This is a genomic window from Kitasatospora sp. NPDC085895, from assembly GCF_040702125.1.
Taxonomy (GTDB): domain Bacteria; phylum Actinomycetota; class Actinomycetes; order Streptomycetales; family Streptomycetaceae; genus Kitasatospora; species Kitasatospora arboriphila.
Map to the genome: position 1 here is coordinate 1 of NZ_JBFBJY010000134.1, position 12,687 is coordinate 12,687.

A 12,687-nucleotide genomic window follows, 5' to 3' on the forward strand; every position below is an offset into this window, starting at 1 on the left:
CGATGCGACAACACCCCACGAGCCCACTCCGACCTCATGGCTCATGATCATCCACGACGCCCCACACTCCCCGTCTATCGCGCACCAAGTTGTAATCGCGGTGATCGGCTGTCAACGGAGGCTCCGGCCCTGGTGGAAGCGGTCGGTACCGGACGAAGAGCCGGCGACGGAATGGCCTCTTTCGGTGTGACGAGTTGCTCACCCAATTTGTCCAGACGCGGCCGATGCCCATCCGACTGTTCGGCAGTACAATCGGCGGATTGCCGTAGCGTCGTACGGGGTCAGCGGCCCGCCGGCCCGACTCTGTCGGGCAGACCGCGGACTGATCGCAGCCGTCGAACAGCCGGGGCTGTCGCTGACCGACCGGCGGGCGGCGCGGGACACCGGACGGCAGGAGCGGGCCGCGCCGTGGCCAGCGGCCGAAGCGGCGGTCGCCGCGTCGTCGCTGGCCGGTCAGGACTGGGCGGGCAACTGGCTCGACGACCTGCGCCGCACCGGCGCGCTCGGCAGGCTCGCGCCCCAGGATGCGGCGGGCGTGCTCCACCAGGTGATCCGCGTCCTCGGGCTGCTCCGGTCCGACCGGGACGAGGAGGTGGCGCCGTACGGCCGCGGGGAGCTCGCGACCCGGGTGACCGGCACGGCACACGGCCTGGACGACGACACGGTCCTGTCCCGCCTGGTCCTGTGCGGCCTCGCGCGGGCCGTGGGCAGCGAGCCGCCCGAGGACGCGCCCGGTCGGCGAGCCCTCTGGCGGGCCGCAGCCGTCGTCCCCGACGACGTGTCGAGCACGGTGCTCACCTACGGCCTGCGCCCGGTGGGTCACCGATGGCGCGAACGGGCTCTGCGGGAACGGGCCGACCACCATGCCGAATCCCACCTGACACTGCGTGAACTGCGCGAGCTGAATGTCGTACCGCCCCCGGACACCCTGGTGCACATCTGCGAGACCCCCGAGTGGTCGAGGCGGCGGCCGAGGCTCGCTGCGGGGGCGTCCTGGTCCGCACCTCGGGCAGCGCCTCCACCGTCGTCCTCGAACTCCTCGACACCCTCGCGCGGACGCCGGCCTGCGGCTGCGGTACCGCGGAGACTTCGACCGGCCGGGCATCGCGCTCGCCACCGCGTCATCCGACGGTACTCGCCCTGCCGCGGCGGACGGCAGCCGAGGACCACGAACAACTCGCCGCCCACGCCCGGGACCAGGGCAGCCCCGGCCTCCCGCTCGTCGGCGCCCCGGTGGAGGCGAGCTGGGACGCCGACCTCGCCGCCGCCATGACGGTACTGAACGTGGCCCTGCACGAGGAGTCGGCACTCGACCGGCTCGTCGCCGACCTGGCGCCAAAGAAAACCTGACCACGGGACCAGCCGCCGGGAGCGCACGAGTCAGCCAGGACGGAGGACCGAGCCCGGCTGTAACGGCTCGGCTCGGCTCCGAAGCCCTGGTGTCGGGTCGTACCGGCCGTCATCCCCCTTCGTCGGCGGTTCGTCCCGGCGTGGTTCAACCACCCACGCCGGGCGCGCGGATGCCTCGGCGGCACAGTCCAGGCTTCCCACCCGGGCGCACCGCACCGAGCCGTAGACTTCGGCAGCCAATGCCGACCACGCCCGGCCGTTGCGCGCCCTGCGGGAGGAGATCGCATGCAGGACCCTTCGGACTCGACGGAGACCACCGAGCCCGAGGAGGAGGGCGGCCGGACCGTGACCACCGTCTCGCCGGGAACGGACGGTCCGGAGCCCGACCCGCAGGCCGACGCCGAACCGGTGCAGGCCGACGCCGAACCGGTGTCAACGGTCCTGGCGGAGATCATCCCCGGAGTCGCGGTCGTCTTCGGCAAGGTCCCGGCGGAACTCAGGCCCGGCCTGGTCGACTTCGGACTGGTGTCAGCCGCCGACCGCACGCAGATCTCCACCGTCCTCGCCTCGCTCGGCAGCACCGCGACCGCGGCCGGCCACCTCAAGACCGCGTTCACCGGCGCGCAGGGGCTCTACCGCCTCGGCAGCGCGACCCAGTCCCTGCTGAACGCCGGGGCCACGCTCGCCGTCAAGGACGGCGCGAACCTCGGAGCGGTGTTCCTCAACGGCAGGATCATCGCCCAGGCCCGCCTCCTCCCCGTGGCCGAGGTGGGCGCGGCGACGCGGGCGGCCAACATCGGGCCGGCCCTGGCCATGGTCGCCATGCAGATGCAGCTGACCGAGATCACCGGCCTGGTCAGGACCAACATCGCCCTGACCAGTCAGGTGCTCACCGCCATCCGCAACGAGCAGTGGGCCGAGCTGACCGGCCTCGTCGCCGTCGTCGACCGCGCGATCGACCAGGCGCGGGAGCTCGAATCGGTCCCGACCTCCCTCTGGGAGGACGTCGCGGGCAGCGGCGCGGCGCTGGAGAAGCAGCTCGAGCTGTACCGGCACAACGTCCGGGGCCACGTTGCGGAGATCGACCTCCCCGACGCCCGGCGCCGCCGCGAGTACCTCCAGACCAACGCCGAGGCGATCGTCTTCGACAGCCACGCCCTGCTGTCCTCCGTCAAGGCGTGGACCGGGTACCAGGCGCTGCGCGCCGCCCGGGCGAGCGCCGCCGGCCGCGAGGACGCCGCGGAAGCGCGGTACGCCGACGTCATCGTGCGCGACACCCGCGCGGAACTCGACTCGGCCCTCACCGAGACGACCCGGCTGCTCCACTCGCTGACCCGCGAGCTGCGGACCATCGCCGAGCTCCCCGGACGCGGGCCCCTGTCACAGTCGCTGCTCGGGAAGCGACGAGACGCGAAGGCTGCCCGCGACATCTCCGCCCGGCTCCTGGGGGCGATCGTGCCGCTGGCCGACGCACTCCACCCGCCGGCCACTCCGCTTGAGGTTCCGGACATTCTGTGCGCACCCGAGTCGCTGGATCCCGCGCCGTACCTCCGCGTCCTGCGGTGGTTCCTCGAGAACGGTGAGATCCTTCGCGCCCTCGCCTTCCCCGAGCAGCTCGATGCCCTGGGCCCGATCTCCGCGATCATCGGCGGCGCGAAGGAGAAGCTGGCGGCGACGATCGACAAGTCCGGAGCGAGGACGCTGGTGGCCGTCACGGACCGCCGCATCATCATGGCCAGGACGAACGAGTTCCTCGGGCAGGGGGAGATCCGTCAGGACGTTCCGGTCGACCGGGTGCGGTACGTCCGAGCGGCGAACGCACAGGTCGGCGGTGACCGCTCGGCGATCGACCTGATCACGCGGGACGAGAGCATCCGGTGGCTGTTCCGCGCCGAGATCGACAGCGCGCACGTGGACGCGCTCGCCGCCGTGCTCGCCGAGTCGATGGCGATCCCGGAGATCGAACGTGAGGATCTTCAACGGCGCCGCCGCACCCCGGTCGACGTCGGTCAGCGGGACGAGACCACCCGCCCGAGCACCGCCGCGGAACCTACGGAGGCCGAGGCCACGACCGGCGACACCGAGTAGGCCGCCCGCCGATCGCACGGACACCGACGCCACGACAGGGCTCGTCCGGCGGATCTTGACAGGTCATGCCGCAGTACGCTGGGGCGGTGCTGCTCCCCACCGTCCCGCGCATCCGCCTGCGGTCCGCCGGTCAGCCGGTTATCGACACGCCATTCGGCTCGCTGACCTTCACCACGACCATCGGGAGCACCGGCCTTCCGCTCCTGCCCGATGAGCTGTTCGAGCTGCCGGGTGGCCGCCCGCTTGCCCGCTGGGTCACTCCCGGGGCCCGCGTCGAGCTGCTGCTCACGCCGTACGATCCCGAGCTCGACCCCGATGTCTGGGGGCCGCTGACGGACTGTCGCGCGGCGGTCTGGCGGATCGACGCCCTTGCGCCGCTCGGGCGGGTGCGGTTCTCGGCAGAGCTGCCGACGCGGCTACCGGAGGGCGTCGACGCGGGGTGGGACGGAGGACAGGGGCTGGCCGCGATCACGGTGGAGGACGAGACGACCAGGCTCACCGTCGGGGGAAACGACGAGGAGACGATCTGCTCGGCGGCTGACGCGGGCGAGGCACCCCGACAGTGGGCGGCGCTGATCGACGAGGTGTATGACCGATCGTTCAGCACGTGGGGTGTGGACCTCGGCCACAACCACGGCATGTCCTGGGTGCTGCCTCCGCTGGAGGCAGGTGACCACTGTGAACTCCCGGTGGTAGCCGTCCGGGCCCCGGCCGCCGACGAGACCGGGAACACTTGGTCCGCCGTCATGCCATCGCCGACAGTGCTGCTTCGTCAGGTCGCTGCCGGGCCGGCGAAGCGGGCCGACGCTCCGGACGCGGGCTGATCACGGTCTGAGCCAGAGCCAGAGCCGGATCTACGCGACAGTGACGGTGCCGTGGAAGACGTAGGCCCGTTGGTCATACCGCGTCGCGACGGCCCGGGAACGCTTGAGCCGGTTGGTCGTGCGCTCGACCTCGTTCCGGCATTTGTACATCTCCTTGTCGAAGCCCGTAGGCCGGCCTCCTCGGCTGCCGCGGCGCCGGCGGTTGGCCCGCTGGTCCTTCGGCTCCGGGATGGTGTGCTTGATCCGGCGTCCAGGCAGGTAACGGCGATTGCGGCGGGAACCGTAAGCCCATCGCCGCCGAGGTGGTCGGGGCGGGTATGCGGTGCCCGCCACCTGGGCGCTTGCCCCTGATACGTTCCAGGACCGGGATCAGCTGCGGGCTGTCACCCACTGACCGGGCGTGATCAGCATGGCCGGTGGACGGCGGCCGCCTCCTCCAGGAAGGTGGATCTTGAATGTCAGGCCGCCACGGGACCGGCCGAGCCCTTCGTCGGGGCGGTGCTGCCGAGGAGTTGATCTCCGCTTCGGGATCCGGGGTGTACTGCGCGGTGCACCGACAGGTGTTGGTGGGCCCGGCACGAGGTGGAGTCCCCACCCACCATGCTCCAGTCGATGCGCCCCTGAGAGCCCGTACCGTCGGCCGACCACCGGCGGTGGCGCTCCTACAGGGTCTTCCAGCTCCCGGACCGTTCCGGCAGGTCCCGCCCCGGGACACCCGTGCGGACCCGGAGCAGGATCCCGTTGATCACCATCCGGTGATCAGCTCAACGCCCGCCACGGCGGACGGACTTCGGCAGATGTGGTGCCAGTTGCACCCGCTCGTCATTCGTAAGACCGCCCTGCTCACGACCAACACCATGGTCCATGCGAGGCGATCACCTGATCCGCCGGACAGAACCTACGACCAGCGCCTGGCGGTCGTCCAGCACGAGATCCGGAACGACGCGGCAGAGGCTGTCCGCCCGGCCGAGTAGCCGGACCGGATTGACCGGCCGGTGCTCCGCATCAAGAGTCGCAGTGTGACGCCCGCGCACAGCGGCTGACAGGAGCGAAGACGGACCCCAACCGCTGTCACCAGCAGGGCGCGTACTCGGCTGCACCGCGGAATCGAGCGGCGCAGAAGCCTGCCGCTGCGCACGGGAGTGCGAGCTGTCCTCAGCAGCATGAAGCGGGGGCCCCACGCCGTCGTCGGCACCGAGCCCGCTTCAGACGAGGGCCCAGGTCGGCGGGTTGGCCGCGCCCCTCCCCCATGATCGCCCGGCTCATGCAGGCGGACGAGGACACGGACCGGGCCGGCCCCGCGGCTCAGCGCGGACCGGCCGGCTCCGGCACGTCGAACGCACGGTCGGCCGCGGTCGTTGTCACCCACTTGGGAAACTGAGCCATCGCCATGGCCGGCGTGGCGGGGAAGTGCGGGCCGAACGCCCCCTTCGGGAAGAACGTCACCCGGCACCGTCGGCACAGCCAGGCCGCCTGCCAAATCCGGCTACCTCGAAGCGCGCCAGCGTGCTCAGCCTTTCGCCTGACCTTTCGCGATAGTTGTCAGGTTTGGTCCTCAGGTGCCCGAGTGTCAGACCGCGTTTGTGATCTCGATCTAGTAGTCCAGCAGGACTTCGATGTTTCGCCCGTTCAGAGGGCTGGGCGGTGAGCGCAGTTGGCTGATGCCCGTCGGGGGCGACCTGCCGGTCCGCAACGGCGACGACCCCGAGGCCGCGGCGACGGACGCTGCGGCGCGCCTCGGCCTGCCCGTCATCATCAAGCCGCCGCCGTACGGCTCGATCGGCGTGCCGGTCTTCCGCGACCGGGCTTCCCCCTCCTGCGAGGCGGGGATGTCCGGCCGTTGATGCCCGGCCGCGGGGAGGGGCCCGGCCGTCCCCCGTCGGGTCGCCGTCCGCCGGTGAGCGCCGCGTCACGGGGCCGGTCGGCGGCGCTCCCACCGGTCCGGGCTGCTCCCACCGCCCGGACCGGTGCTCCCACCACCCGGGCGGTTCCCTGTCGCCGCCCGGATGGCTGCTCGGTCAGGGAGCGACCTGTCCGATCTGGCTCGCGGAGTTCTCGGTGAACCAGAGGTCGCCGTCGGATCCGGTGGCGATCTCCAGCGGGTTCGAGCCGGACGTCGTGATCGCCGTCTCGGTGATCGTGCCGCCGGTGGTGATCCGGCCGATGTCGTTGCCGAGGTTCTCGGTGAACCACAGGGCGCCGTCCGGGCCGTTGGTGATGCCCCACGGGAACGGGAAGACGGCGTCGGTGAGGCTGTAACCGGTGAACGATCCGCCGGTGGTGACCTTCGCGATCTGCGCTGCTCCGGCGTCGGTGAACCACAGGTTGTCATCCGGCCCGGCGGTGATGCCGATGGGCAGCGAGTCCTGGGCGGGGACGGCGTACTCGGTGACCGCACCGCCGGTGGTGATCCGGCCGATGCTGCCGTTCAGCACCTCGGTGAACCACAGGGCGCCGTCGGAGCCGGTGGTGATGCTCAGCGGGTAGGCGGCGGTGGTGACCGCGTACTCGGTGATCGTGCCGCCGGTGGTGATCCGGCCGATGTTGCTGGCGCCGGGCTCGGCGAACCACAGGGCGCCGTCGGGACCCGCGGTGATGCCCCACGGGTAGGCGCCGGAGGTAGGCAGCGTGTACTCGGTGAAAGAGCCGCCGGTGGTGATCCGGCCGATCTTGTCGGTGTTCGACTCGGTGAACCACAGGGCACCGTCAGGCCCGACGGTGATCCCGGCCGGTCCGGCGCCGCCGGTGGGCACCGCGTACTCGGTGAACGAGCCGCCCGTGGTCAGGCGCCCCACCGCGTTCGCGGAGTTCTCGGTGAACCACAGCGCGTCGTCCGGTCCCGCGGTGATCCCGGCCGGGCCCGAGGAGGAGGTGGGCGTCGCCCATTCGGTGATGGAGGTGATCCGGCGGGCCTGCGACGGCGGCCTGCCCGGCCGGCCGCCGTGCCGGGCGAGGCAGTCCAGGAGTCCCGCCGGCCCCCCGTGCCGCAGGCAGGACTTCACCCACGGCCGCACGGGAGCGGGGCGGATCGGGGCGTCACCGAAGGCGACGGTGCCGGGCGCGCAGACGGAGCCCGTCAGGGCCAGGACGGCGAGCGCACGACAGAGCCGCCTGAGACGGCTGGGACGGTGGGACATGGGACACCTTTCGGATGAGGACACCGCGACCCCGGGCGCCGGGTCGGGTCGGGCACGCGCCGCCGCCAGCGCCCGGCTCGCGGGGGTAGGGACCCGCGCGGCCGCCGGACTGCGCGACACGAGGGCGCGCGGACCTGAGACCGCTCACGCGATCGGGCCGCGCACGCACAATCCCCGCCGGACCGGCGGGGAAACAGTGATACGGGTGATATCCCGGAATTTTCAGCAATTCGGGTGAGGGTGCGATAAGTGATACTCGAAGCACTTTCCCGACGGGATTCATGCGGGGGACGCGTGGCCTCGGAAGAGGGTATTTCCGTCAGCGGTTCACGGGGGTTGATGATACGTTCGTCGCCGGGCCCGACCGGGCCTCAGGGCAGTGCTCAGCCGGACGAGCGACGAGGCGTTTCAATGCCATGCTTATGCGGATAATCATCCGGGTCGCCGACGGGGAGGCATTCGAAATCGCTGTTGTCCGTGCTTGGCCGAGAAGGAGAAAGTCCATGCGTATCCGATATTCCGTGGCCGCCGGCGCCGCGGCCGTCGTCGCCGTCGCCGGAGTGGCCAGCGCCGCCGACACGACGGTCACGTTCTCCGTCTCGGGCGGAGCACTCTCGATCTCCGTCCCGAGCTCGGCGAGCCTGGGCGCCGGGCTGCCCGGAAACACCGTCAGCGCGCAGCTGGGCGCCGTCACCGCCACCGACGCCCGCGCCCTGCTCAACGCGGCCTGGGTCGCGTCCGTGACCTCCACCAGCTTCACGACGGGCGGCGGCACACCCGCGGAGACCGTCCCGACCAGCGCGGTCTCCTACTGGTCGGGGGCCGCGACCGCCACCACCGGCACGGGCACCTTCACCCCCGGCCAGGCCACGGCGGGCAACGCCCAGACCCTCAGCACCAGCCGCACCGCCTTCAGCCTCTCCGGCGGCACCGGCAACAACTCCGCCACGTGGAACCCCACGATCGTCGTCGCGCTCCCCGCCGCCGCGGTGAACGGCACCTACACCGGGACGGTGACACATTCGATCGCCTAGCCCGGCGCGTGCGCTGAGCGCGGCCGCCGTGGTGCTCGCGCTGGCCTGTGGCCCGGGTGCCGCGGCGGCCGCCCGCCCCGGGCAGGCAGCGCGGTCCACCGGGGGCAGCATCGGCCTCAAGCTCCTCGATGCGCCCCGCGACCGCGAAGCCGACCCCCGCGCGCACATGTACATCGTCGACCATCTCGCGCCCGGCACCGTCATCCACCGCAGGCTGCAGGTGACGAACACCTCCGACACCGACCAGCGCGTCGACCTCTACGCCGGCTCCGCCGAGATCGACGGCGGCACCTTCACCGCCGAGCCGGACCGCACCCCGAACGAGCTCACGACCTGGGTCTCGGTCGACGACTGCGCCGCGCGCAAGACGGCGTCCGCCGCCCCCGGGGAGTGCGGCACCGCGCGCGAGGACGGGGCGAGCGGGCCGCCGGCACCGCGCTCCCTGGTGCGCGACGTCCCGGCGCACGGCACAGCCGTGGTCGACGTCAGCGTCCGGGTCCCGCCGAAGGCGTCCGCAGGCGAGCGGTACGCCGTCGTGTGGGCGCAGGTCGCGGGTACCGCCGATCCGGCCGGGAACGTCCGCGTGGTCAACAGGGTCGGAGTACGGATCTACCTCGACGTCGGTCCCGGGGGAGAGCCGCCGTCCGACTTCCGGATCGGGGAGGTCACTCCCGCCCGCGCCCCCGACGGCACCCCCGAGGTGGTGGCAACCGTCCGCAACACCGGCGCGCGCGCCCTCGACATGACCGGATCGGTGTCCGTGTCCGAGGGTCCGGGGTCGCTCAGCGCCGGTCCCTTCCCCGTGAACCTCGGCACCACCCTCGGCATCGGCGACACCGGGCGTGTCACGGTCCTGCTGGACCGGCAGCTCCCGGCGGGTCCGTGGAAGGTCCGCCTCACCCTGGCCAGCGGCATGGTCCGGCACACCGTCACCGCCACCGTGACCTTCCCCGCCGGCTCCGCCGCCGGCGCGCCGGTCACCCCGGACGCGGTGGACTCCGCCTCGATGGCACCGGGCATCTCCGCCGTCGCGCTGGCCGTCGTCGTCCTGGCCGCGTTCGGTTACGGGGTGGTGCGCCGCAGGCGGACGGGCTGAGGCCACGCTCCCGTGCCCGCCGGCCGCTGGGCCGGCGGGCACGTCGGCGTGTGAAGGCCGGGCGACGGGGCGTCAGGGCGTCGGCGTGGGGTGAAGCCGAACGGTCGCCGGATTCCGGTGCGGGTTCGACAGCCCGAGCGTCGTTCGGCGTTGGCAGGCGGCCCCGCACACCGACTTCTCACGCCCTGGAGGCGTCACCCGCGGGTGAACGGCTCACTCCTGTGCGGTCACGGGCGCACGACCGGCCGCGTGTGTGACGGCACGCTCGGACGGCCGACGATTCACCCCGAGGACGGTCGGAACGCCGGTCAGGCGGAGGGTCGCAGCGCCGAGCGGTGCCGTCCGCATCCTCACGGTCAGGCGACGGAGTGGGTCACGGTGCCGGTGTAGGTGCCGATCACGGCGGCGGCGGGGATCGCGACGACGACGGTGGGGGTCCAGCTGGTGGAGCTGTTCCCGTTGCCGGTGGAGGTGAAGGCGGTTCTGGAGCTGCTGAGGGCCTGTTTGGCCGAGACGTCGCTCTGGCCGGGTGTCGTCGTGACGGTGCCGTTGATGTTGGTCGCGGGGCCGGACCAGTAGGAGACGTTCGCGGTGGTGATCGTCTGGCCGCCGTTGGCGAAGTTCGTGGCGGACACCGTCGCGGTCCAGCTGCTGGTCGCCAGCCCGCGCCCGTCCGTGACGGTCACCGACCCGAGGGCCGCGCTGATGGTGCCGCCGGGCGCCGCGCTGCCGAGGGAAGCGGTGGTGGGCAGGGTGATCGACAGGGTGCCGTTGTTGGGGATGACGCTGATCTGGGTGCTGTTGCTGCTGCTGGTCTCGATGGTGTCCACGACCGCGCGGGTGAAGCTGGCCTTGCCGCCGCCGGCGGCCGACAGCTTCCCGGCGGCGGTGTAGATCGCGCCGCCTGCGGTGATCTGCGTGCCGCTTCCCGAGACCGCGACGCCCGCGGTGTTGTTGCGGTCGGCGATGAACGTCATGCCGGAGAAGGCCCCGGTGGTCGGTGCGCTGAGCGTGGTCTTGCCGCCGGTCTGGTCGGTGAAGGCCGCACCACTGGTGCCCGCCGCGCACGCGGTCGGGTAGGACGGGCAGGCGAGGTAGATCGTCACTCCCGTGCCGACCAGCTTCCCGCCGGAGATCGTCATGCCGACGGTGGCGGTGATGACGTACGTGCCGGGATTGAGCGTGAGCGTGCCGCCCAGGTTCGTGATGCTGGTGTAGACCCCCGGGTTGATCGTCTGGTTCCCGGTGATGTGGTTGATGGTGGGGTAGGGCGTGGCCGGTGTGGTGGGGCAGGCCGTGGCGGCCGGGCACTGGGCCAAGGCGGCGTACGGGTCGGTGCCGGCGGCCTGGTTGGTCGGGACGGGGCTGTACGCGCCGCCACCCGAGGTGGCGAAGCCGGCCGGCGCCGCCGGGCCGCCGATGGTGCCGCTGTTCGCGATGACCGTGGTGCCGCTGACGAGCGCGGCCTGACTGTTCGTCGAGTTGACCAGGATGCCGCCGGTGACCTGCAGGCTTCCGGGGTGGACGTACAGGGCGTTCGCGGCGTTCGGGCTGAGGACGCACAGGCTCGCCGTACACTCGCCCGCGGCCCGCGCGAGGTGGGGCGGACCGGCCACGGCCCAGGCCAGCGCGGACACGAGGGCGAGCACCGCGGCGCGGACCGCCCGGGGCGCGCGGCGCCGCCTGCGGCCGCGTTCACGCGCGGACACGGGCCCTGGGAGCGGGGACGCGTCAGGGCGGCGCCCCGGCCGGCCGGTGGTGAGTTTCATCGTCACGTCCACCAACGTCGCCATGGCTGAAAACGTATCAAATGCGTCATGCACGGTCATATATTCCTGGGCAAGTGTCGCCATTGCAGCGCGTCGGACCGCCTGCCGGCGGAATTGACCCGCCGCGGGCGCCGGCAGTCCTCTTCGGCGAGCTCGCGGTCGACCACCCCGTGGGACGGAATGTGATCACGTTACAGGCACGCCACCGGCTTGAACGGGTGCCATTCCGTGGAATCCAGCAGGCCGTTGGTCGTGGATATTGTTTCCGGCGCCGATGGTTTCGGGAACGAATCCCCGTGCGTCATTCCCGGTCCGGCGTGCTCGGCCGGATCGCGGCAGCTGTGCGGCCGCCGGGTGGTCCGCCGCCCGCCCGGGAGAATCCGGCCTGCCGGAGCCGTGGGGCGTACCGGGCGGGGAAGCGCTCCGTCCCCCGCCGCGGGGCGCGGGGGCGTCCTTCAGGACAGGTGCGGTGCGGGGCCGAGCTCCGCGGCGATCTCGTCGCTGTGGATCACGGCGAGTTGGAGCAGCTCGGAGACGATGCGGTGTTTCGGCTCGCGGGTCTGCCAGTAGATGCGGTCGACCGCGGCGGCGAACGCGGCACTGGCCTCGTTCGAGACGTACCAGCTGCGACGGGTCATCCCGGTCGTCTCCGCGTGCTCCGTCTCGGGAAGCGGACTCACGCTGTCTCCACTCATCAGTCGTCCTCGACTCCGTCGAACTGGCACCCGGACTCTCCGGGCCGTGGCCGGACGCCGTCCCGTGCGGCACGACGGAACGGCGCGTGTGGTGCTGCGGGACGGCCGTCGGCGGCCCTCCCGGGACACCTGCCGCCCGGGGCGCCAGGTGTCCTGTGCGCGGAACGGGGCCGGACCGCCCCGTGCGTGTGCGCGTCACCGCGCGCAGCCCGCCGGCGCTCCGCCGCCGGACTCCTGGCCGGGCCGTCGCCCGTACGTTCGCAGGCATCCTCGGTGCGCCGGCGTCGTGTGCCGCCCTGACCGGCTCCGGGCACCACCGCCACGGCGCCGTCCGGCCCGTCCCTCCGGCGGCACCGCCCTCCCGGTGCACCGCCGGGGAGTGGAGTACGACCCGGAGCCGGCACCCGCCCCAGGGCGGCACCCGGACCTCCCCGGCTGGGCGCCGGTGCCGGCCAGTGGGCGCGGCGGCGGTCGCGGCGGTGACGGCGGGAGCGGTGGCGGGGCGTTCCCGTCGACGCCGATCGCGATCGTTTTTGATCCTGACCTCCTGGCCGGGGTGGACGGGGACATGGCCGTGAACCGGGGTTTTCGCGACCCCCGGCCTCGATCGTTCACGCGCGCGCGCCGGCATGAGGGGTTCGGCTGGGCTGTCCGGTTCCTGATGATTCGTCCTGCGGTGTGATGCTCGCTGGTC

10 protein-coding genes and 2 pseudogenes are annotated in these 12,687 nt (G+C 72.3%); 7 read left to right on the forward strand and 5 right to left on the reverse strand.

Annotated elements, in window-relative coordinates:
* Positions 1-325: 325 nt before the first annotated feature.
* From AB0442_RS39645 to AB0442_RS39660, 4 genes and pseudogenes are all read left to right on the forward strand, one after another.
* Positions 326-802: pseudogene (locus AB0442_RS39645) on the forward strand (TIGR02679 domain-containing protein); the annotation flags it as partial.
* A 152-nt stretch (positions 803-954) separates the two neighbouring features.
* Entirely contained in the window at positions 955-1,350 is a 396-nt protein-coding gene (locus AB0442_RS39650) for a DUF2399 domain-containing protein (protein WP_366168379.1), read from the forward strand.
* Between the two features lie 285 nt (positions 1,351-1,635).
* Positions 1,636-3,438 carry a hypothetical protein gene (locus AB0442_RS39655; RefSeq protein ID WP_366168380.1) on the forward strand — a complete coding sequence of 601 codons (1,803 nt, stop codon included), beginning with the start codon at positions 1,636-1,638 and terminating at the stop codon, positions 3,436-3,438.
* Positions 3,439-3,524: 86 nt separating this feature from the next.
* The gene (locus AB0442_RS39660; protein WP_366168381.1) at positions 3,525-4,262 is read left to right on the forward strand and encodes a hypothetical protein; all 738 of its coding nucleotides are present in this window, start codon (positions 3,525-3,527) and stop codon (positions 4,260-4,262) included.
* A gap of 30 nt (positions 4,263-4,292) precedes the next feature.
* On the opposite strand, the pseudogene AB0442_RS39665 reads toward AB0442_RS39660, so the two are convergent.
* Both AB0442_RS39665 and AB0442_RS39670 read right to left on the reverse strand, forming a co-directional pair.
* A pseudogene (locus AB0442_RS39665) lies at positions 4,293-5,128 on the reverse strand (IS5 family transposase).
* 439 nt (positions 5,129-5,567) lie between these two features.
* Positions 5,568-5,708, reverse strand: a complete 141-nt coding sequence (locus tag AB0442_RS39670; protein ID WP_366168382.1) for a hypothetical protein — start codon at positions 5,706-5,708, stop codon at positions 5,568-5,570.
* 215 nt (positions 5,709-5,923) lie between these two features.
* On the opposite strand from AB0442_RS39670, the gene AB0442_RS39675 reads away from it, so the two are divergent.
* Positions 5,924-6,106: a hypothetical protein gene (locus AB0442_RS39675; RefSeq protein WP_366168383.1), complete on the forward strand. Its 183-nt coding sequence runs from the start codon at positions 5,924-5,926 to the stop codon at positions 6,104-6,106.
* 174 nt (positions 6,107-6,280) lie between these two features.
* On the opposite strand, the gene AB0442_RS39680 is transcribed toward AB0442_RS39675, so the two are convergent.
* The gene (locus AB0442_RS39680) at positions 6,281-7,399 is read right to left on the reverse strand and encodes a virginiamycin B lyase (RefSeq protein ID WP_366168384.1); all 1,119 of its coding nucleotides are present in this window, start codon (positions 7,397-7,399) and stop codon (positions 6,281-6,283) included.
* Positions 7,400-7,902: 503 nt separating this feature from the next.
* Here AB0442_RS39680 and AB0442_RS39685 point away from each other — a divergent pair.
* Both AB0442_RS39685 and AB0442_RS39690 read left to right on the forward strand, forming a co-directional pair.
* Positions 7,903-8,433, forward strand: a complete 531-nt coding sequence (locus AB0442_RS39685) for a hypothetical protein (protein ID WP_366168385.1) — start codon at positions 7,903-7,905, stop codon at positions 8,431-8,433.
* A 28-nt stretch (positions 8,434-8,461) separates the two neighbouring features.
* Positions 8,462-9,529, forward strand: a complete 1,068-nt coding sequence (locus AB0442_RS39690; RefSeq protein ID WP_366168386.1) for a peptidase — start codon at positions 8,462-8,464, stop codon at positions 9,527-9,529.
* 356 nt (positions 9,530-9,885) lie between these two features.
* On the opposite strand, the gene AB0442_RS39695 is transcribed toward AB0442_RS39690, so the two are convergent.
* Positions 9,886-11,238 (reverse strand): hypothetical protein, encoded by a 1,353-nt coding sequence (locus tag AB0442_RS39695; protein ID WP_366168387.1) that lies wholly within the window; start codon positions 11,236-11,238, stop codon positions 9,886-9,888.
* A gap of 515 nt (positions 11,239-11,753) precedes the next feature.
* Entirely contained in the window at positions 11,754-11,978 is a 225-nt protein-coding gene (locus tag AB0442_RS39700) for a hypothetical protein (RefSeq protein WP_363545562.1), read from the reverse strand.
* Positions 11,979-12,687 lie beyond the last annotated feature (709 nt).

Coding starts and splice junctions, on each gene's coding strand:
- AB0442_RS39680 (WP_366168384.1), bottom strand. CDS start 7,399: ATGTCCCACCGTCCCAGCCGTCTCAGGCGGCTCTGTCGTGCGCTCGCC.
- AB0442_RS39655 (WP_366168380.1), top strand. CDS start 1,636: ATGCAGGACCCTTCGGACTCGACGGAGACCACCGAGCCCGAGGAGGAG.
- AB0442_RS39685 (WP_366168385.1), top strand. CDS start 7,903: ATGCGTATCCGATATTCCGTGGCCGCCGGCGCCGCGGCCGTCGTCGCC.
- AB0442_RS39675 (WP_366168383.1), top strand. CDS start 5,924: ATGCCCGTCGGGGGCGACCTGCCGGTCCGCAACGGCGACGACCCCGAG.